Here is a 19,696-nt window from a genome sequence, read left to right as displayed (position 1 = left end):
ATCGAGGCTCTATTAGCTACGCGGAATAGCTAAATTTTGTCCGATATATAACGTATTCGACGACAACTTATTAGCCTTTTTCAAAGAGCTAACCGTTACCCCATAACGACTCGCAAGCACACTTAGGGACTCACCTGAACGTACCTTATGAAAACGCGGCTGCTCTTTTTTCAACTTGGCAAAATAAGAATCCTCCGGCGGATTATTTTTAAAATAGCCTTTTACCGATTTAAAAATTGCCGTCGCGAGCTTTTCTTGGTGGTCTCGGGTTTTTAATAACCGCTCTTCAGCTGGATTTGATATAAAACCTGTCTCAACTAAAATTGAGGGAATATCAGGTGATTTCAAAACAGCCAAACTTGCTGCCTGCGGCACTTTTTTGTGCATACGTGTCACTTTTCGCATTTCCGCAATCACATCTTCAGCAACTTCAAAGCCAGTTTTCATCGAGTGATCCATCGACATATCGAGTAGCGCTTGCGCTAAGTAGCGCTCTTGCTGAGTATCTTTCAATACATCTGCAGCACCACCTAATAATTCGGAATGTTGCTCTCGATTTTCTATCCATTTACCAATTTCTGAATTAGCTCGCCTTAACGAAAGCACCCAAACAGAGCCACCGCGCGGTTGCGGCGACGTAAATGCGTCTGCGTGAATTGAAATTAAGAAATCAGCTTTTTTGGTTCGAGCTCGTTCGGTGCGTGTATTTAATTTTACGTAGTAGTCACCGGTACGCGGCAAGACAGCAGACATACCTTTTTCTGCATTAATTTTGGCTGCCAAACGCTTTGCAATTTGCAGCGTGATAGTTTTTTCATAGGTACCTGAAGGGCCGATAGAGCCTGGATCTTCACCACCATGCCCCGCTACAACAGCAACGACAATGTCTCTATCACTGCTAATATCGCGACTTTTTACAACGGTTTGTGCTTTCGGTTTTTCTTTACTGTACAAATCAAATACAAGTCGGTCGCTATACGGGCCTGTTGGTGCGAGTGAAAAGATAACCGGTTTAACAGGTGCTAGCAGTTCAAATACTAAACGCGTATCGGATTTTCGCTTTGGTGTGCTGTAGCGAATTTTTTTAATTAATTGATGTTTTTTATCAATTTTTGGAAATGTTGCTGCGCGGCCCGGTGTTGATTTTATATCAACCACCAAGCGCAATGGATTTTTCAAAAAGAAGTAGCTGTATTCAGGCTTCTCTTTCATATCGAGTACCACACGGGTGCTCTCGGGAGACGGCCAAACACGCACACTGTCAATTTTGTTTGCTGCGCATAAGTTAACACTCACAAACATCATGACAATTGTAATTACTCGAAATAGAGATTTAATATTGTACCAATCGCTAGTCATTCTTCAGCTTATTTATTATTGTTTTGCCACTTTGACTGTTCGCCATTATGGTTATTCTACGCGCATTATCGACATATTCCATTGTAATCTCTAGATCTGCCTGTGCAAGCATTCCAGCGCCTTTTTCTGGCCATTCAATTAAACACACTGAATTATTTTCGAAGTAGTCTCGAATGCCCATAAATTCCAATTCTTCAGGATCAGCAAGGCGATATAAGTCGAAGTGGTATACATTTTGTGAAGTTAATTCATAGGGCTCAACCAAGGTATAGGTTGGGCTTTTTACTTTACCGGTATGACCAAAGCCTTGCACAACGCCACGTGTAAGTGTCGTTTTGCCCGCACCTAAGTCGCCATGTAAAAAAATAACAGCACCCTCATGTATACATGAAGACAATTTACTCCCCATGGCTACTGTTTCAGTTTCATCGGCCAAAAAGCAATTAAAAACCCCATCTTGCTGATTCATTTACTTCTCCACTAATCAACCAGTTTTCTAATAAAAGGGTAAAGATCTGAGACTAACATGCCACGCTTACCCTGTTGCTCTGCAATTTCCGCTGCGCGGCCGTGAATATTAACAGCCAATTGAACTGCTTCAAAGCTCGGCATGCCCTGCGCAATAAAGCCAGCGATTATACCAGATAAACAATCGCCCATCCCAGCACTTGCCATACTAACGCTGCCCGACGTATTAATTACCGTCTGATGACTATTAGCAACTAAGCTGCCCGCACCTTTTAATAAGGCTATTGCGTTAAATTGCTTTGCTAATTTAGAGACTGAATCAAAACGATTAAGTTCAATTTCAGAGCTTGAGATACCCAGTAACCTTGAAGCCTCTCCGCTGTGAGGGGTAATAATCATTTGCGCTAGGTTAATTGGTTTTTGAGCTAACAAGTTAAGCCCATCCGCATCAATAATAATTGGTTTATTGACCTTCTCGATTGCCTGCCATACAGTCTTGCTCCAATTTGATTGACCAAGACCTGGGCCAATCAAACACACATCTGCTTTTTCAATTAGTGGTTCCAACTCTGTTGCATGCTCGACGGCGTGTACCATCAGTTCATAACGCCCTTGGACCACAATGGCGCGATTTTCTGGATGCGTCGCTACACTGACAAGCCCAGCACCTGTGCGCAGACAGGACTCAGCCGCAATGCGAATAGCCCCCGGCATAGGTTTATCGCCACCAATTAATAAAACATGGCCAAGTTGTTGTTTATAACTATTGATATGACGAACCGGCAGTGATGCTTTTAACGCGTCATAATTTACTAACTGAGAGAGTGGTGTGACATATTCAGTAAAAGCATCGGCTAATCCGAGTCCTGCGAAATATAAATTGCCAACATGCTGTTTAGCATGACCGCTTAATAACCCTTGCTTAAGAGCAATAAAGCTTACTGTATAGTTAGCATTGATACAGGCCTTTGCTACTTCGCCTGTTGTCGCATTCAGACCTGAAGGTAAATCTACCGCAATAATAGGCTTATTCTGTTGGTTAATATGATTGATAACATCTGCATATTCACCACTTAACGCACCGCAAAAACCAATTCCCAACAGTGCATCAATATATACGTCGGCACTGGTATCTAAGCTATCAACTACTTCGCCGCCTCGCTTTAAGTAATCTAAGTAAGCGCGCTTAGCGTCACCTGTTAACTGATTTACATCCTTAACACTGAATACCGTAACATCAAGCTCATGCTGCAAAGCATAATTAGCCACCCAGTAGCCATCACCTCCATTGTTACCACCACCAGCAATCACTTGAACTTTATCGCAATTACCATATTTCAACATCAGCAGCTGAAAAACCGATGCGGCAGCCTGTTGCATCAGCGCGTACATATCAACGTTTTGCTGCGATGCAACAATCGCCTCATTGTCTTTTACTTGTTGGGCGCTATATGCAAACTGTGGTAAATTAGTGGTTAATTCTGGCGTCATTTATTTCACCTACTGGTATGTCTACTCTTAACTATCCGAATTTGGTAGAAAAAATCAAGCTTTGGGCAAAAGAGCTTGGTTTTGATCAAGTGCGTATCACCGATATTGACCTATCTCAGCACGAAGCACAATTACAACGATGGTTAGATGCGGGCTACTATGGCGAAATGGAGTATATGGCTGCACACGGCATGAAGCGTGCACGCCCCGCTGAACTTGTGCCAGGCACACAACGAGTTATTTCTGTGCGCATGAATTACCTACCACCAGATGCGAGTTTTGCTAAAGATTTAAAAAACAAACAAACCGCATATATAAGCCGTTATGCCCTAGGCCGCGATTATCATAAATTAATGCGTAATCGCTTAAAGCAACTCGGCAAAAAGTTAGAGCAAGAACTAGAACAGCATCAAATTACCTTAGGATTTAGACCCTTTGTTGATTCAGCCCCCGTATTAGAGCGCCAACTAGCTGAAAAAGCAGGACTCGGCTGGACCGGAAAACACACGCTAATACTGAATCAAGAAGCGGGATCTTGGTTTTTCTTAGGCGAATTATTTGTGGATTTGCCACTACCGATAAACGAAGAGACGGTAGAAAACAAATGCGGTAGCTGCGTGGCATGCATTACCTCGTGCCCTACTGGCGCAATTGTTGAACCTTATGTGGTTGATGCAAGACGCTGTATTTCATACTTAACAATTGAAAAACAAGGTGCTATTCCTGAAGAATTCCGCTCATTATTAGGCAATCGCATTTACGGTTGCGATGACTGCCAATTAGTGTGCCCGTGGAACCGCTACGGACAGCTTACAGCCGAAGATGACTTTCATATTCGTAAGCAGTTAAAAAGTCAGGACTTACTTACGCTTTTTGCATGGGATGAAGCAACCTTTCTAAAAAACACGGAGGGTAGCGCGATTCGCCGTATTGGTATAGAGCGCTGGCGACGTAATATCGCAGTAGCGCTAGGAAATGCAGATGCAAATAACGATATTATAAACGCATTAGAGCGCGCGCAGAGTGATGCATCTGAAATGTTGCTTGAACACATTCATTGGGCACTCGCACAACAACACAATAAAACCGCGCAAAGAGACAACAAAACAAAACGCTTAATTCGTATTATTGAGAAAGGCTTACCAAGAGATGCTTAACCCTTGGTAAGTAACCTCAAACGCAAATCGCGGATATGCCGCTGATGTTTTGTCTTTACTTAAACTGTAGCGCTTTTACTATTCCTTACTCAAACCAGAATTAAATGACTAATATGGAAATAGAAAGCACTTATTTCAGCATAACACTTAAATCATTTTCAAGCTCAGTAAAGGCACGCGTTATATCTTGCAATAAATCCTCTCGTGCAACTGATTTTTGAATAGTGTCATCCACTTTTTTATAAATATACTGCTCCTGATCTTCATCTAGGCCCATCAGTGGAATCCGATCTTCAAACTCCTCCTGTAATTCTCTAAAAATCGCCTCATTCATTTCATGGCTTAGATTAAGTACACCCACTAAATCTTCAAATTTATCGCGAACCATAGAAAATGCTTGCCGCAATTTGAGAGTTTGGTTGCTTAATTGTTTGCGGGTTAAAATGGCGTCGAGCTGATGCTCTGTTACGCCAACAACAAAACAAATATTATCGCGAATACGGCCCAGTTTTTCAGGGTCATCATTTGGCAGATTCATAATGAGTAAACTAACCCTTGGGTAATTTACTAAGATTCTCGGCATAAACTCATATAAACGCCCTTTATTTTGCAGCAGTTCGAATAACTCAACCACCATAGGTGAGCAAATGCCTTCCGAACTATAATGCGAACGATTGTTTTTGGTGCGAAACTCGATGCTCGTTTTAAGACCAAAACCACGCATACAATTTATGAGAGCTTGTGCAAGCTCTTCTTTCTCATCAATTTTACCGATTTGCTCCACGTACTGCACTATGCTGCCCATTTCACTACTATTAGCCATTGCATTAAACGCAGTGTCAGTAGCATCTTGTAGCTGTTGTTCGAGCATACGTTTGTTTTCGACTACCTTAAACAAAGTGTCTAATTTGCCTTGTAATTCTTGTTGGCCAAACGGCTTCACAATATAATCTTCAGCACCAACATTGTAGCCTTCGATGCGCTCTTCAACAGAGCCTCTAGCTGAGACAAACATCACGGTAATATTAGATGTTTCAGGATTTTCTTTTAGGCGCCGACACACCTCATAACCATCCATATCGGGCATGCTTACGTCTAGCAAAATAACGCTTGGGTTGATTTTTTGAACTACCTCTAGGCATTCGGGACCGCTTGCTACACAATGCAGATCGTAATGATCTTCCAGTATTTCCTCGATTATTTCCAAATTAAACGGTTCGTCATCAACAGCAAGTACTGTGTTTGAATTCATGACTTACTCCTTGTTTTCCATTAATTTATACTGAACTAGATTTAGCTTAGTCAAAAGTATTAGAAACTGGCAAACTAACAAATACACTTGCACCTTTCTCAAAGTTATTTTCGGCCCAAATACGGCCGTGGTGTAAATCGATAAACTCTTTACAAATCGCTAGACCAAGCCCTGTACCACCTGCCCCACGATTGGTTTTACTACTTTGTTCAAACTTGTTAAATATTGTTTCTAGCTCTTCATCTGGTATACCTAGTCCACTATCTCGTACAGCCAACTGGACCGTTTCATTGTGATGGTCTATGACGACTTCAATTTCACTGTGTTCATCGCTAAATTTAATGGCGTTGCCAAGTAAGTTACGGATCACTTGCGCGATTTGGTCACAATCGCAATCAACAAAAAACGGATCTTTTTCAGGCACAAAATGCACATTTATTGTTTTTGCCAATAGTGCGCCCGACATATCGTCGATGCTAGTTCGCACTAATTGATTCAAATTATGCTTACTGGGATTAAACGGAAACTTACCCGCATCTAATTTAGATAGGTCGAGTAAATTGTTTAACAAAGACAGAAGTCGCTGTCCTGAACTTTCGATACGAGAAAGGTATTTGTGCAGTTTATCTTTAGGAATTGGTTCGCTATTGAGTTTATCCAAACCAAATTGAGAAAAGCTCAAAATTGAATGCATTGGCGTTCGCAACTCATGAGACATATTCGCTAAAAATTCCGACTTACTTTTGTTAGCAAACTCAGCTTGGTTTTTCGCGGCCTCAAGCTCCTGGGTACGAATATTTACTTTTTCTTCAAGTAATTGCTTTGCTTCTTCTAGTAGTTGCTGTTTGCGCTTAAGATGAGCAATATTTTTTAAAATAACCGCTGTCGATGGCTCACCATGTACGTCAATCTCACTAAATGAGCCTGAAAACGGCACTATGTCATCTTTTGCCGTCGTCACTACAAACTCAAAATTAAACTGAGTTTGGTAGCTGGCAATATTGTTTTTTATTTCATTTGAAATAGTGCTGTCTAGCAATTCAAAAAATGATAAGTCATGAATTTCATCTTGCTCTCGGGCAAATAAACTTAAAAACGCATCGTTCGCCTCTAAAATCGCGCCGTCGTTGCTAAAAATAGCAATCGCATCTGGTGTATTTTTATAGATAACACGCAATAAACTATCTTTTTCGATAAGTGCATCAACGGTATCTTGTAGCCGAGATACCAGCTCTTGGTTGCTTTGCTCCAGCTGTTCATTGTGCCAAAGCTTATAGATTGCTTGTAACAACACACTTTCATCAAGTGGTTTTTCAAGTACATCATCCACTCCTAACCGCACCGCTTCGATTAACGCACTTTGGTGTGGCTTTGATGTGATGAGTATGCAGCGACAATCTTGGTTGATAGATTTTATTTGCCTAAATATATCTATGCCAGAGAGATCTCCCATATTAAAATCACTTACAAGTAAATCAATTTGGTGTAGCGCTGCACGCCCAATTGCTGAGAATTCATTATCAGCGGTGATAACATCAAAATGTGCGCCTTTTAAGCTCGACTCTAAGCGACTTAGGCGACTTTCGTTATCGTCAACCAATAAAATTTTAGGTAATTTAATATCAAGATTAGCGGCACCTATCGCTAACCCTTCTTCAAGTAGGCCTATAACTTCCTTATTGTTATAAAATGGGTGAATTACCAAGGCGCGAGGCAGTGCATTAACCAGTTTTGTAAAACTATCACTGAGTTTGCTTCCCTCTACATTAGGGGCCAATAAAAACACATGCACATCACCATATAACTGCTGGGTTTGCAGTACTAATTTCTCGGGGACGCCTGAGGCAAAAACAATTGCTTCATAAAATGTGGGTTCGCTACTAGGTTCAAAGTCGCTGTAATGATGTAGGTCTACTTGGCACGTCAATAACTCCAGTAAAACTTTTAAGCGCATTGCCAAAACACTTGAGTTATCTAGAATTAAAATCCTTTTTTGCATGTTGTTTTTGCTGTTTTCGCTGTTGACATAAATTAAGCGTAGTTCGCTTTTGCGATAAACTCATACTCGACCAAGATAAAATCTCTTCTAACGTACGAAAACACCCTAAACATACGTCATCCTCATTTAAGCAACAATTTTCAACACACGGACTTTTAACGGTTTGTTGCGGCATAAAATTTAGTTTATTTTCATATTTTTGCTTACTTATAGTTTAGAACATTGCGATATACTCGCTGTAAATAACGCGAATAATTGCGGAGAAATCATGAAAAAAGCACTGTTACTAGCGACGACTTTCGCCACCACTTTAACAGCCTGTGATCTTGCAGAAGATCCTAAGAAGGCGTTGGAACGTCAATATTTTGCAGAGCACCAAGAGTTACAAGAAGTAATTGAAGCGATCCGTGCTCAAGGCATTGAAGCCGTTAAACAAGGCTCCGAGGCAGGCTCAGTTGCAGCATGTGTTGCTGGTAAGCTAGATGCAGACCCCATGGGCGCATTAGTTGAGGTAGAAGGTGCATTGCAAGATTCGATGGATTTATCTCAATTCATTGAAACACTGTCAAACCTATCTGAACAAGAGCTTTCTCTCGAAAGCCTGCCAGATCTTATCCGCCAAGGTGGCGATGTATTAACTTACGTAAAGCATATGTTATCGCAGTACGATGTTGCTGAAATTCAACAGCAAGCCTCTGAGTTAGTAGCGAATGGTAAAACAAAAACACAAGATTTAGGGCAGCACCTACGTTCGCTTGTAGAGCAATGTGAATAAGGATTGTTGTATCTTGCGTTAATATCACTAAATATTAGTGATGCTAATTCAAGTAAAATAAAAAAATGGTCAGCAATTGCTGACCATTTTTTATTGATTAATTATTATCAGGGTCGTCTTCAGGTTTTGTTTTAAACACCTTTTCCGGTGGTGGCTTAGGCGCCCAATCAGGATCGAGCTGTAAGTTAGAAAATGGTGACGATTTTTCACTGTCATCTTTATCAGCTTCGCTGTCTTGATCAGTCTTGTTAAATTCATCGTCAATTTCATCATTTACTTGTTCTTTTAACGCACGCCAGCTTGATTTAGGCTGTTCATCTTGCGCTTCACTTTCTACTGAAGGCGGTAAAATCTGCTCGTCAGATTGCTCATTCATTTGCGCTTTAATTGCACGCCAACCGCCTTGATTCACATCGCTGCTATCATTCTCTGTACTTTCAACGCTATCACTGATAGTCGGCTGATTATCAACTAGGTCTTGCTCTAGTGAATTGATATCAAAATCATTAAGATCTTGTTGTAAGCTTGTGTCAGACTGCTCATGAAGATCGTTATCAGCTGATAAATTAGCCATCTCTTGATCTAATTTGGTTTCAACTTGAGCTAACATATCCGCATCGTCGCGCGCTGGTAATTTTGGCTCTTCATCAAGAGAATTATCCTTTTGCTCTAACCCCGACAAAAATCCCTTACCCGCAGCAAGGCTTTGCGCCAACTCTTCTTCAAGCGAATATTCACCATCTGATTGCTCGTCGTTTTCTGCTGATTTGTCGTAGTGATTTAAATAATCAAACATACCGTCATCAACTGCTCGTTTTGCCGCACGGCGTTTAAACTCAGAATGAGGAACCATATTTTCAGGCGCATCGTCATCAGCTGACTTAAAATAATCAGGGTCAGTGTATGCCGTAGCGGGTTCACTGCTATCTGGTGGCAATAAGCTATCATCATCTTGAGATTGAACTTCAGATTGACCTAATTCTTCCTGTAACGCGTTGGAGTGAGTAAGCGCTGCACTGTCATCCATTAGGTCGTTATCTAACGTATTTTTAGTTGAGTCATCATTATCCAAACCTGATGCACCGGCCTGCTGCGTAGTGGCTTCGTTAAATGGCATATCGAATGAGTCATCAGATGAAAATGATTGCGTTGTTTTTTTGAATTCTGCATTGGTATCAGGCGTAAAGTCATTAGATAAATCGTTTTCCTCTGACTCTAAACTACTTTCGTCTGAGGTTGCGCTTGGCTGTTCAGTTTCATTATTTAATAGCTCTGCGTCCTGTACGCTTAGTGTCGGAGGTTGCGTTTCATCATCGCTAGTTTTCGGAGTTGCACTGCTAATATCGTCTAACTTTTCAGTAAACTGTTTTGCTTTATTGAGAATTGCATCAAGCTCAGCAATATGGTCAACCGCGGGTTTGTCTGTCTCTTCTGCACGATGAATATCCTGATTATCCGGCGTAATTTCAGACACTGAGTTTTCATATGAGCCAGGTTCTGGGTAAACCGTTTCTTGCTGCTTTTCTTGCATTTCTTGTTCGGCAACTTCCGCTGGCGATGGCGCTGAAGTATCAAATTTAGGCTCATTGTGACGAGTCATATTCTCTTCGCGTTGACGCTCTTCAGCGCGTTTTTTCTCTTCTCGCTTCGCTTCGTTGTGGCTATCAATCAACGCCATCCATTCGTCAACTTGCTGGTCGCTAAATCTCAGCTCTTTAAAGCCTAGAATGTATGGATTCACTTGCTTTTTATGCATCACTACAATTGGAAATTGTGATTTAAATACCGCCATATCGTTAAACGCGACAATCGGCTCTATTTCATCATTTAATCCTAAAATCTGCGCAACGGCGTGACAGCATTGATTCACTACTTGTAATGGGCTCTCAAAACCAATAAGTTCTTCCCCAACTTGCTCTTTCCACTCTGGTAAGGTTGCGCTACCGATAATTGCGCCGCGCTGCTTTTGCGGCAGTACAACGAAAATGCCATATTGCGATGCTATAACACTGTCTAATACTACTTCCTGACCATTTGCGAGTGTTACTTCAACACGTTGACGACGGAAGTATAAATCTGGGTCGAGTGCGCCTTTTGGTAACTTGTTCTTTTTCTTTTCAGCAACTTTTGAGCCCATTGCAGCAATGTCTTTTGACATTTCTTGGGCTTTTTCTTTGGCTTTCTCTTTAATTTCGTCCATGCGTGAACGCACAAATTTCACGTAGACAAATATGGCAACCAACACAACAAGCAATAAAATAATCGGCAGCATCATCGCTTCTAATAAGCTCGATTCTTCTACTGGAATATCATTTTGCCAGGTGACAGGTGCTCTTTTAACTGGCGCAGCAGGTTGAGCTTTAGGCGTTTCTTTTACTTCGCTTTGCGTTTTTGAGTCAATTTCAACGGTCTGCTGTTCGTTACTATTGGTTACTTCTCCGTTGTTAGTTAAATCATCACTAGCATCTTCTTTGGTTTCAACAGTTTGTTGTTCTTGCTGCTTAGCTTCAATCGCTTCAAATCGCTCTTGTGCTAAACGCTTTTCTTCTTCGCTTAAAATCGTTTGTTGCGTTTTTGCGCTTTCTGTTGCTTTATCTTCAACTACTTCAGGTTGATTACACAGGCGTTCGTAGTCACGCTGAGCTCGGCGATAGGTTGGGTGGGTTTTGCTATGCTGATAATTGCTCATTTGTTGTTTCAGCAATATACAAGCAGCTGAATTGGCATTACTTTCTGACGAAAAAAATGCACAAAATAACACAATAGAAAGTAATAAAACTCTAACTTTACCCATCGACTATGTAACCAAACTTTAACCAAATTAACGACTTGTTATAAGCTTACGCATTTCACGCATTATTGCCAATATATCCGTTCGCTAATTTATCGAATTAAAGCAATATTTTTGATTTAAGTTCAGGTATATAACCCATGAATAGTTCAAATTAAACAATAAAAGCTTTTTAGAACGCTTGGTTATACAAAAAATAAAGGAGGATTTACGAATTAACAGTTGTCGTTGACTTAACTAAAAACAATATCAAAGGGAGCTGATGATTTGTCACAATTACGCTACTCAAGACCGAATTTTTTATTGTACTGTTCAAGTGCTACCTGTACGCGATTAACAATTTCTTTGTCGGTTTTTTTACTGAAGGCGATGCAGGCTGAACGATCACTTACATTTGCTACTTCGAGGCTTCGCACAACGTCTGTATATTGCCGCTCAACTCCCTTTAACGATTCAGACATTTCCCATTCAGATTGCACCAAAAAATCCACTCGCCCTGCAAGAAACTTTCTTAATTCGGCGCTAGGATCGGCTGACACATCCAAATGTTGCCCTTCAATAAAACCTTTTTCGAGTAAGGTTTCATGGCTACGTGCATTTCGCCCTACTGAAATAACGTAGTTTTTTGCATCGTCAAGTGACGTAACGTTAATATCATCACGTGTTGCAAGGTGAAAGAAATACACTTTCACCGGAGCCATAAGCGGACATGCCCATTGGTATTTATGCTCTCGCTCTGGCGTTCTAAAAATCGAATAGATAAGTGTATTTTCATCGTTTTCAGCCATCCTCATGGCACGCGTCCAAGGGTAGCTTCGAATATCATATTTGTATCCCAAGCTATCGAGTATTGCTCTTACTTTTGTTGTTGAGCGGCCAACGATAATGCCGTTATCGTCGGTATAATTAAATGGTCGCCACTCTTCAGTGACAACCGCCAACGAAACCTCATCAGAGGCTTTCAGTTCATAACAAAATAGTAAAAGTAATACTGCCGCAATTGAACGCACTAGCGAGTAGCTCCTTGCTTTATGTTGCCGCTTGGTTAGCTTGCGACTCTTTTAAAATAGACATTTTCGGCGGCTGAAGTGCAATAACAGAGTCGCCCTCCTCCGGTTTTTGTTCACCGCCAATTTGCACTGGTTCGATAAATTTTTGCTGACGCCAAATAAACAACGGAATTGCGTCTTTATTTACTTCCAAATAATCTTCCCAAGTAAATGCGTCAGCAATGCGTGTTGCACTGACTTTACCTCCTTTCGCTATCATGCCGGAAAGACGCGCAAACGTAGCATCTTGTGCAAATAAATTCTGGCGCGACAAGAAAGTCGCACTGTCTTTGTTTGCTTTCGCGTGCACATCAGATGATTTCAATGAAAATACTTTATCCTCACCGATTAAATGTGCGAAATGTTGAATACCTAATGCGTTGTAAAGGCGGTTTGGCGATAAGCCTAGCACTTTACTAATGTCAGTTAACGGCAAATAACGCTCAGCATGCTCTGATTGCGGGTTACCGTAATAACAAGGGAAACCATCCATGCGCGCCATTTTGCAGTTTTCCCATGCAGGATCTGAAAGGTAAACACTCACACCGATATCTTTGAGGCCCCTTGCCACTTCGCGTGCCACATGGTTTGCACCAATAATCAGTACTGTTGCTGGTTCAGGCTGGCGCAGCTTTAACAACTTGGTAAGTGGCACAGCAGTTAAACTTTGCAAAACAACCGTCACAATAATAACGGTAAAGATAAGCGGTACTAACTTCTCAGAAGTAGGCACACCGGCCTTAACCATACTAAGCGCAAATACAGAACCTACCGCGGCAGCAACAATACCACGGGGAGCAATCCAGCTAAGTAATGCACGGGCGCGATAATTAAGGTCTGACCCAAATGTTGATAACAAAATCGACAGCGGACGTGCCACAAACAACACAAATGCCATAAAAATAAGAACATTAGCACCAAGTTGTTTAATATCGTCTACATGTAATCGCGCTGCGAGTAAAATAAACAAGCTTGAAATTAAGATCATTGATAAATCTTCTTTAAATTCAAGCACAGCATCAATTTCTAAGTCATCTTGATTCGCCAGCCAAATACCAAAAACGGTTACAGCAAGTAATCCCGATTCGTGGCTCAGGTAATTTGAAACACTGAAGGTTGCTAATACCAATGCTAAAATACCAAATTTATGCAATTCATACGGTAGCCATTGACGGCGAATTAATAAACTTGTAAACCAACCGGCAAAGAGACCCAGTGATAACCCCACCACTAATGTCATAAACAACGCGCCAAGTGTGTGGTTAAAAATACTTTCTTGGCCTGTCAGCATAACTGCTTCGAATACTAATACGGCGAATAAAGCACCTATAGGATCAATTACAATGCCTTCCCAACGTAATACTTTATCAATGTCTTTATGCGGCCTCATCGCATTTAATAAAGGTGCGATAACCGTTGGGCCGGTTACAACTAACACTGCGCCAAGTACAGCAGCCACACGCCAATCGAGACCTAACACAAAATACCCAGCACAGCCGATCACCACAAACGATGCCAACATACCGATGGAGCACAGGTTGCGCACGACTTTTTCGAGCCCTTTTAATTCTCTAAAATGGAGGGTAAGTGCACCTTCAAATAAAATAACGGCAACAGCTAAGGAGATTATCGGAAACAGTAAGTCACCAAATAACGCATCTGGGTCAATTACATTAAAACCAGGCCCTAATAAAAGACCGGTAACAAGTAGGAATAAAATAGCTGGTACTTTAAAAATCCATGCTAACCACTGCGCTGCTACTGAAAACAAAGCAACCAGTGCAATATATACCGCTGACATTGAGAATTCACAAATTTATAAATTGAATATTACAATAGTATATCTTGGATAATTAATTCTATAGCTTTTTTCACAATAAAATTTTATTTCAAATCAAGTGTATTAACGTTTGTTTCACACACCACCACTTGCATTCTAAAACACTCTCACGCTACAGTAATCGCAACGATTTTAGCCGTATTTTCAGCCAAATATTTCATGTTAAGCGCCAGCGATAAAGAAAAAATTGAACTAGAGCATCAAGCAGCCAAGCTCTTTTTACGCCTATTTGAAAAACAATTTAGCTTACCCATGCGCCATATTTGGCATAACCAACCGAGTAAACCTGATGTAAGCTGTTACCAAGGCGAAGATAAGCTCGATATTGAAATTGCCCACCTTTACGGTAGCGAGAAAGAGGCAATGGCAATTCTGCACCGCGAACTCAGCAGCGAAACCAAAGACAACCTAAAAGCGCTTCTACTCGAACCAATAGAAACTCGTTTAACAAAAGCTCTGCAGCGCATTTTAGCTAACAAAGCATTAAAACATTATGATTCTAAACGCGTGTGGCTGGTGATCCGCAACGCAAATCCATTTTGGCGCAATGACGATATTCAAGCCCTGCAACATCATTTTGCTATGCCAACCCCGCACCCATTTGAGCAAGTTTGGATTATTGGCGATATGCAAGGCCAATCTGGTTTAACCCAACTTTACCCCTAGGGGCTGTTGATCGTTACAATTCTATTCTTGCTCTCTATTGAGCGTTTTTGTTGCAGCATTCAATATGTGGCTAAGCAATCTATGCGAATATCAAGTAACCCTGTATATCCTTCTCACGCCCCTAATTGACATTCACCTAGCCAACAATGAGAAAAACATACGCAAGAGCACCTTTGGAAAACACTTGATTGACCAATGTAAATTAATTTGTTGTAATCATTTTAATTTGAAATTGAATACAATATACCAATGAAAAGATTAACGCTGTTATCCAGCTTTTTATTTACAACTTATGCCTGTGCAGCTACACCCAGTGTGGACGACGTTTTGGTCAATGTTAAAAATTGCAGTAATACCATCGTACTGCGTCATCAAGCGCTCAGCAAAGAACAAGAAAACGCTGCATGTAAAATGCTGTCAGCGCAAGAAGCTCGTTTTCATAGTGTTTTTAATACTAAAGGTAAACCTGTAGCGAATGATAATAATCACCGCTTGCGAGCCAATATTTATCAAGATCGCGATGCCTATGTGCAGTATGTAACTGAACACTTTGATGTTCCAAGCGATAATGGCGGCATGTACCTGGAAGGTTTACCGCATTTACCCAATAACTCAGCTGAATTCGTCGCTTACCAAAAGAAAGGTCAGATTTGGAATTTAAGCCATGAATATGTGCATTATCTGGATGGCCGCTTTAATATGTTTGGTGACTTTTGCGCTAACCTACATGACTCTCATTCGGGCCCAGAATACTGCCCAAAACCAGCACCGTTATTACCTCACTTAGTGTGGTGGAGTGAAGGTATTGCTGAGTACATCGCAAAAGGTAAAGATAACGAACGTGCAGTAAAAGCAGCAAAAAAACAAATCATTCATCTAAGTGAACTATTTAACACCAGTTATGAGCAAAATGGCGGCTCGGAACGCGTTTATGTTTGGGGTTATTTAGCATCGCGCTATATGATGGAAAAACAGCGCGACAAAGTTGAACAAATGCTGGCACTAACGCGCAAAGGTCAATACACCCGCTACCAAGCGTTGGTAAAACAATGGGGTAAATCAATGGATAATGATTTTAGCCAATGGCTTGCAGAGCTTAAATAGTAACTTATCTAAGCTATACCTAGGGTCTGTTGACCTTTCAAGTTCGTTTTTGCAGCAGTTTGATTGGGTTTTATACAAGGCAGAGGCTGCGTGGCATAGTTATTCTATGTAAGTCAGCCGATAACACAGTAGAAAACCCAATCAAGCGCTGCCGAATGGTTCTTTTGAGCGCACTTTTCTCATTGTTGCTCGATATTCGCTTAGATTGCTAGGCCACATATCGAGCGCCGCGATAAAAGCACGCTCAAGCAGAACAAAAATAGAACAGCAAAGTTCAACAGACCCTAGCAAAGGCTTTAATGTTAAATATTAAAGCCTTTTTTAAACTTAATTTTCGCCTACTCGCTTACCTAAAATCGTTAAACTGTATTCTTTATCATCCATTTTTGCCACATTTGGCAACTCACCCCAAACGGCAAAATCATTTTTAATAAAAAGTCGCATGCTGGGTGTATTGTGGCTAAAAATAAATGCCAACAAACTTTTGATTTGAAGCTTAGGTGAAAGAGACTCTGCAAACTGCAATAACGTTTGCCCAATCTGCTTACCGCGCTGATTGCTGTCAACATAAATGGCAATTTCAACAGTACCATTATATGCCGGGCGACCGTAAAACGACTTAAAGCTTAACCATGCAACCACCTGTTCATTATCTTCAACAACATAAATTGGCCGAGTGTCAGTATGGCTATCAAACCATGCTTGTTTACTTGCCACTGATTGTGGTTCGGTATCCGCGGTTACCATTCGACTGTCTATCGTTTGGTTATAAATGTCGACTATTGCGGGTAAATCGATTTGTTTTGCTATACGCGTTTTCATTTTTAGTTCTAAATAAAATTGTCACTGCCAAGCCATAGTATCACTCGCCAAGACCTGATATAAATAACTAAATTTCATATTAAGCGAGAGCTACTTATGCAACTTTATGGTTCGCTAACCTCCCCTTATGTACGCCGCCTTCGCGCATTGGCTATCGAAAAAGATATTGAATTACACTTTTTAAACCTTAATATTTTTGCCGAGAAAGACCGAGAAACCTTAGTTAAACTCAACCCAACGCGAAAAATTCCTATGTTACTTGACGGTGAGCAGGTGATTTTTGATTCAAACGTTATTTACCGTTACTTGGCCCAAAAATTAGATTTCACCCCGTTAAGCTGGAACCAAGAAAATACACTAACCCTAATTAACTCTGCGAACGATTCTTTGGTTGAGCTTTTAATTTGTCAGCGCTCGGAATTCGACACCAATGACGACAAACTGTTTTTCAATTTACAACGTGAGCGTATAAACGGTGTTTTATCAGTGTTAAATGATGCCGCAGAACAAGGTACATTTAGCGATTATAACTACGTTGCTATATCACTATTTTGCTTACTAGATTGGATTATCTTCAGAAACTTAACCGATTTGACTTGCTATAGTGCGCTTCAAGTATTCCATTCAGAACATAAAAATCGTGCTTCGAACATAGAAACAGCACCAAGAGATTAGACACTATGAGCGAACATTTAGAACGCATTGATGACTTTGTAAACCAGTTAAAACAGTCACAACAAGCATTTGTGCTATCAAGTGAAAGTGGTTTACTAATCGCGCAATCAGAATTTAATGATGAGCGCGATGCACTATTAATTTGGTCATCATCAGAAATTGCGCAACAACAGTGTCAAGGCGAGTGGCAACACTTTAATGTTATCGAAATCAATTATGATGATGTTTTAGATTTGTTACCGCACCTTAAAGAAGATGAGTTACTTATTGGTTTAGACTTAAGTGACGAACAAATCGCAATTGAGCTAGAAGCCGATTCATTGCTTGAAGCACTTTCAAATGATTAAAGTTATCCCTCTTGGTGAACAGTATTATCAGCAAGCGATTGCGCTTGCTAACTTAGTTCACGGCGACAACTACCTTGATTTAGCAAACTTAATGGAAATGCAAAACAAGGCTAACAAAAATGGTATCAATGCCAACTTTATTGCATTAGAAGATGATAACGTCGTGGGCCTGCGCTTAAGTTATGCAGCCAATCAATGGCCACTTGATGAATGGTGCAGCCCGTCTTTATGGCCTTGCCAACAAGATAAAATGGCGTACTTTAAATGCATTGCCGTTGATCCTAATCAACAGGGTAAAGGCATTGGCCCTAAGCTATTAAGTGCATCAATCGAAGCGCTTAAGGAACAAGGTGCAAAAGCGGGTATTGGCCACTTATGGCAGCAAAGCCCAGGCAATGGTGCGGTAAAATATTTTACTAATGCCGGCGGAAAATTGATTAAAGAGCACAAAAACCGCTGGTATAACTACAGCATTGAAGAGAATTATCACTGCACTATTTGCGGCGTACCTTGCTACTGCAGTGCGGCAGAAATGGCGATTGAATTTGCATGAGCCAATTATACGATCCGCTACAACATCCCCACTGCCAAGGACAAGCCTTTGCCCCTAGTTATTGGGCCAGCACTATTGATTTGCCAACGGCTAAATCAAGCGTCACCAGTCAACAGCAGTTTGATGTTGCAATAATTGGCGGCGGTTATTCAGGACTTTTAACTGCATATCATTTAGCAACTGAACATCACTTAGATGTATGCGTACTTGAAGCAAATCAGGTAGGTTTTGGTGCCAGTGCGCGAAATGCAGGTTTTGTGCTTAAAGGCTCAGGTCGCCTAAGCTACCCTCAAATGACCGAGAAGTGGGGAGTGGATGTTAGCAAAGGGATTTATGCCGAATTCAGTGATGCTGTAAATCGCGTAGAGCAACTTATTGCAAAACATGATATTGCATGTGATAAACAAGAAAACGGTTATTTAAAAATTGCACACAATCAAAATGCACTGCAAACCTTAAATGCCCAAGCTGAATATATTCAAACACACTTGCAAAGTTCAAGCACACCGCCTTGCCAATGGCTGAGCCAAGACGAGCTCAGTGCGCACTACATGAAAAATCAACAAGCCTATGGCGCACTGCGCTACAGCGATAGTTTTGGTGTGAATCCATTAAAGTTATTACTTGGCTATCGTACTGCTATGCTTGAGAGCGGTGTCACCCTGTTTGAAAACGCGTTAGTTGAAAATATAACGGAAACAGCAAGTGGCTTTCAGTTATCCGTTAATGGCTGCCAACTAAGCTGCAATAAATTAGTTATCGCGGGCAACGCATATAATAGCAAACTAACACATAAGGCTATTAACAACCGATATCTGCCTATTTTAAGCAGTATATTTGTCTCTAAGCCACTTACAGCAAAACAATTAGCAGAATCAGGCCTGCAAACCAACCAAGTATGTATGGACACGCGAACACTAAAATACTATTACCGATTATTGCCAGACAACCGGCTGTTATTCGGTGGTCGCGGGGCTGTTTATGCCAAACATCAAAATAAATCGGTGTATTTAGCCAACTTAAAAAAGGGCCTAAGCGATTGTTTTCCAAGCCTTGCTAATATCGAGCATGATTATTACTGGAATGGTTTTATTGCTGCTGCTCTCGATGATATGCCGCATATTAATTTTGACGGTAAGCTTGGCTTTATACTAGGTTATTGTGGTGCAGGCGTGTCGTTTAGTGCACAGGCAGGCTATCGCATGGCACAAATGGTAGCAGGTAAAACAGTACCAAACTTACCTCTTTACAACACACCTCTACCCTACTTACCTTTTCCGCATTTTAGACGGTTAGGACAGTTTGCTTATTATCAATATGCACAAGTGAAAGACCGCTTTTATTAAAT

The 19,696-nt window shown here is 40.9% G+C and carries 18 protein-coding genes; 8 read left to right on the top strand and 10 right to left on the bottom strand.

The genetic code is table 11. The features are described from left to right. Positions 1–12 precede the first annotated feature (12 nt). From ACHSBP_RS21630 to ACHSBP_RS21620, 3 genes are read right to left on the bottom strand one after another with little or no spacing between them, the layout of a single operon-like run. Positions 13–1,359 (bottom strand): N-acetylmuramoyl-L-alanine amidase, encoded by a 1,347-nt coding sequence (locus ACHSBP_RS21630; protein WP_395390401.1) that lies wholly within the window; start codon positions 1,357–1,359, stop codon positions 13–15. Next, a complete protein-coding gene (tsaE, locus tag ACHSBP_RS21625) occupies positions 1,352–1,828 on the bottom strand; it encodes a tRNA (adenosine(37)-N6)-threonylcarbamoyltransferase complex ATPase subunit type 1 TsaE (protein ID WP_395390400.1) in 477 nt (158 codons plus the stop codon). Before tsaE ends, ACHSBP_RS21630 begins: the two co-directional genes overlap by 8 nt. 11 nt (positions 1,829–1,839) lie before the next feature. Beyond that, positions 1,840–3,318 carry an NAD(P)H-hydrate dehydratase gene (locus tag ACHSBP_RS21620; RefSeq protein ID WP_395390399.1) on the bottom strand — a complete coding sequence of 493 codons (1,479 nt, stop codon included), beginning with the start codon at positions 3,316–3,318 and terminating at the stop codon, positions 1,840–1,842. A 17-nt stretch (positions 3,319–3,335) separates the two neighbouring features. Between ACHSBP_RS21620 and queG the strand changes: the two genes are divergently transcribed. Continuing rightward, positions 3,336–4,475 (top strand): tRNA epoxyqueuosine(34) reductase QueG, encoded by a 1,140-nt coding sequence (gene queG, locus ACHSBP_RS21615; RefSeq protein WP_395390398.1) that lies wholly within the window; start codon positions 3,336–3,338, stop codon positions 4,473–4,475. Between the two features lie 130 nt (positions 4,476–4,605). On the opposite strand, the gene ACHSBP_RS21610 is transcribed toward queG, so the two are convergent. The 3 genes from ACHSBP_RS21610 to ACHSBP_RS21600 are packed head-to-tail and all read right to left on the bottom strand — an operon-like array spanning position 4,606 to position 7,901. Continuing rightward, entirely contained in the window at positions 4,606–5,727 is a 1,122-nt protein-coding gene (locus tag ACHSBP_RS21610; RefSeq protein WP_100912627.1) for a PleD family two-component system response regulator, read from the bottom strand. Positions 5,728–5,773: 46 nt separating this feature from the next. After that, positions 5,774–7,726 carry an ATP-binding protein gene (locus ACHSBP_RS21605; RefSeq protein ID WP_395390397.1) on the bottom strand — a complete coding sequence of 651 codons (1,953 nt, stop codon included), beginning with the start codon at positions 7,724–7,726 and terminating at the stop codon, positions 5,774–5,776. Beyond that, a complete protein-coding gene (locus ACHSBP_RS21600; protein ID WP_010561072.1) occupies positions 7,698–7,901 on the bottom strand; it encodes a DUF1289 domain-containing protein in 204 nt (67 codons plus the stop codon). The genes ACHSBP_RS21605 and ACHSBP_RS21600 overlap by 29 nt, the downstream gene beginning before the upstream one ends. Positions 7,902–7,994: 93 nt before the next feature. Here ACHSBP_RS21600 and ACHSBP_RS21595 point away from each other — a divergent pair, with 93 nt between their 5' ends. Beyond that, complete coding sequence (locus tag ACHSBP_RS21595; protein WP_010561073.1) at positions 7,995–8,501, top strand: hypothetical protein; 507 nt, start codon at positions 7,995–7,997, stop codon at positions 8,499–8,501. A 97-nt stretch (positions 8,502–8,598) separates the two neighbouring features. On the opposite strand, the gene ACHSBP_RS21590 is transcribed toward ACHSBP_RS21595, so the two are convergent. From ACHSBP_RS21590 to ACHSBP_RS21580, 3 genes are all read right to left on the bottom strand, one after another. Next, positions 8,599–11,190 (bottom strand): hypothetical protein, encoded by a 2,592-nt coding sequence (locus ACHSBP_RS21590; RefSeq protein WP_395390396.1) that lies wholly within the window; start codon positions 11,188–11,190, stop codon positions 8,599–8,601. A gap of 383 nt (positions 11,191–11,573) precedes the next feature. After that, positions 11,574–12,302, bottom strand: a complete 729-nt coding sequence (locus ACHSBP_RS21585) for an ABC transporter substrate-binding protein (RefSeq protein WP_010561075.1) — start codon at positions 12,300–12,302, stop codon at positions 11,574–11,576. Between the two features lie 19 nt (positions 12,303–12,321). Continuing rightward, a complete protein-coding gene (locus ACHSBP_RS21580) occupies positions 12,322–14,142 on the bottom strand; it encodes a sodium:proton antiporter (RefSeq protein ID WP_010561076.1) in 1,821 nt (606 codons plus the stop codon). Between the two features lie 198 nt (positions 14,143–14,340). Between ACHSBP_RS21580 and ACHSBP_RS21575 the strand changes: the two genes are divergently transcribed. Together ACHSBP_RS21575 and ACHSBP_RS21570 are read left to right on the top strand one after the other, a co-directional pair. Further along, positions 14,341–14,847 carry a hypothetical protein gene (locus tag ACHSBP_RS21575; RefSeq protein ID WP_010561077.1) on the top strand — a complete coding sequence of 169 codons (507 nt, stop codon included), beginning with the start codon at positions 14,341–14,343 and terminating at the stop codon, positions 14,845–14,847. Positions 14,848–15,096: 249 nt separating this feature from the next. Next, positions 15,097–15,951 (top strand): collagenase, encoded by an 855-nt coding sequence (locus ACHSBP_RS21570; RefSeq protein WP_395390395.1) that lies wholly within the window; start codon positions 15,097–15,099, stop codon positions 15,949–15,951. A 327-nt stretch (positions 15,952–16,278) separates the two neighbouring features. On the opposite strand, the gene ACHSBP_RS21565 is transcribed toward ACHSBP_RS21570, so the two are convergent. Further along, positions 16,279–16,773, bottom strand: coding sequence for a GNAT family N-acetyltransferase (locus ACHSBP_RS21565; RefSeq protein ID WP_010561079.1), 495 nt, complete (start codon positions 16,771–16,773; stop codon positions 16,279–16,281). Positions 16,774–16,869: 96 nt separating this feature from the next. On the opposite strand from ACHSBP_RS21565, the gene ACHSBP_RS21560 reads away from it, so the two are divergent. The 4 genes from ACHSBP_RS21560 to ACHSBP_RS21545 are packed head-to-tail and all read left to right on the top strand — an operon-like array spanning position 16,870 to position 19,694. After that, complete coding sequence (locus tag ACHSBP_RS21560) at positions 16,870–17,448, top strand: glutathione S-transferase family protein (RefSeq protein ID WP_010561080.1); 579 nt, start codon at positions 16,870–16,872, stop codon at positions 17,446–17,448. Between the two features lie 5 nt (positions 17,449–17,453). Beyond that, positions 17,454–17,795, top strand: coding sequence for a DUF2750 domain-containing protein (locus ACHSBP_RS21555; protein ID WP_010561081.1), 342 nt, complete (start codon positions 17,454–17,456; stop codon positions 17,793–17,795). Beyond that, on the top strand, positions 17,788–18,348 hold the full coding sequence (locus ACHSBP_RS21550; RefSeq protein WP_010561082.1) for a GNAT family N-acetyltransferase: 561 nt from the start codon (positions 17,788–17,790) through the stop codon (positions 18,346–18,348). Before ACHSBP_RS21555 ends, ACHSBP_RS21550 begins: the two co-directional genes overlap by 8 nt. After that, complete coding sequence (locus tag ACHSBP_RS21545) at positions 18,345–19,694, top strand: FAD-binding oxidoreductase (RefSeq protein WP_010561083.1); 1,350 nt, start codon at positions 18,345–18,347, stop codon at positions 19,692–19,694. The genes ACHSBP_RS21550 and ACHSBP_RS21545 overlap by 4 nt, the downstream gene beginning before the upstream one ends. The last annotated feature ends 2 nt before the right edge of the window (positions 19,695–19,696 follow it).

This window comes from Pseudoalteromonas sp. XMcav1-K, assembly GCF_044005875.1.
GTDB classification, from domain to species: domain Bacteria; phylum Pseudomonadota; class Gammaproteobacteria; order Enterobacterales; family Alteromonadaceae; genus Pseudoalteromonas; species Pseudoalteromonas spongiae.
This window is presented reverse-complemented; position numbering and strand designations above follow the sequence as displayed.

Bases quoted from the DNA above. Each gene is read 5' to 3' on its own strand.
- ACHSBP_RS21630 (WP_395390401.1), bottom strand. From the start codon at position 1,359: ATGACTAGCGATTGGTACAATATTAAATCTCTATTTCGAGTAATTACA.
- tsaE (WP_395390400.1), bottom strand. From the start codon at position 1,828: ATGAATCAGCAAGATGGGGTTTTTAATTGCTTTTTGGCCGATGAAACT.
- ACHSBP_RS21620 (WP_395390399.1), bottom strand. From the start codon at position 3,318: ATGACGCCAGAATTAACCACTAATTTACCACAGTTTGCATATAGCGCC.
- queG (WP_395390398.1), top strand. From the start codon at position 3,336: ATGTCTACTCTTAACTATCCGAATTTGGTAGAAAAAATCAAGCTTTGG.
- ACHSBP_RS21610 (WP_100912627.1), bottom strand. From the start codon at position 5,727: ATGAATTCAAACACAGTACTTGCTGTTGATGACGAACCGTTTAATTTG.
- ACHSBP_RS21605 (WP_395390397.1), bottom strand. From the start codon at position 7,726: ATGCAAAAAAGGATTTTAATTCTAGATAACTCAAGTGTTTTGGCAATG.
- ACHSBP_RS21600 (WP_010561072.1), bottom strand. From the start codon at position 7,901: ATGCCGCAACAAACCGTTAAAAGTCCGTGTGTTGAAAATTGTTGCTTA.
- ACHSBP_RS21595 (WP_010561073.1), top strand. From the start codon at position 7,995: ATGAAAAAAGCACTGTTACTAGCGACGACTTTCGCCACCACTTTAACA.
- ACHSBP_RS21590 (WP_395390396.1), bottom strand. From the start codon at position 11,190: ATGAGCAATTATCAGCATAGCAAAACCCACCCAACCTATCGCCGAGCT.
- ACHSBP_RS21580 (WP_010561076.1), bottom strand. From the start codon at position 14,142: ATGTCAGCGGTATATATTGCACTGGTTGCTTTGTTTTCAGTAGCAGCG.
- ACHSBP_RS21575 (WP_010561077.1), top strand. From the start codon at position 14,341: ATGTTAAGCGCCAGCGATAAAGAAAAAATTGAACTAGAGCATCAAGCA.
- ACHSBP_RS21570 (WP_395390395.1), top strand. From the start codon at position 15,097: ATGAAAAGATTAACGCTGTTATCCAGCTTTTTATTTACAACTTATGCC.
- ACHSBP_RS21565 (WP_010561079.1), bottom strand. From the start codon at position 16,773: ATGAAAACGCGTATAGCAAAACAAATCGATTTACCCGCAATAGTCGAC.
- ACHSBP_RS21560 (WP_010561080.1), top strand. From the start codon at position 16,870: ATGCAACTTTATGGTTCGCTAACCTCCCCTTATGTACGCCGCCTTCGC.
- ACHSBP_RS21555 (WP_010561081.1), top strand. From the start codon at position 17,454: ATGAGCGAACATTTAGAACGCATTGATGACTTTGTAAACCAGTTAAAA.
- ACHSBP_RS21550 (WP_010561082.1), top strand. From the start codon at position 17,788: ATGATTAAAGTTATCCCTCTTGGTGAACAGTATTATCAGCAAGCGATT.
- ACHSBP_RS21545 (WP_010561083.1), top strand. From the start codon at position 18,345: ATGAGCCAATTATACGATCCGCTACAACATCCCCACTGCCAAGGACAA.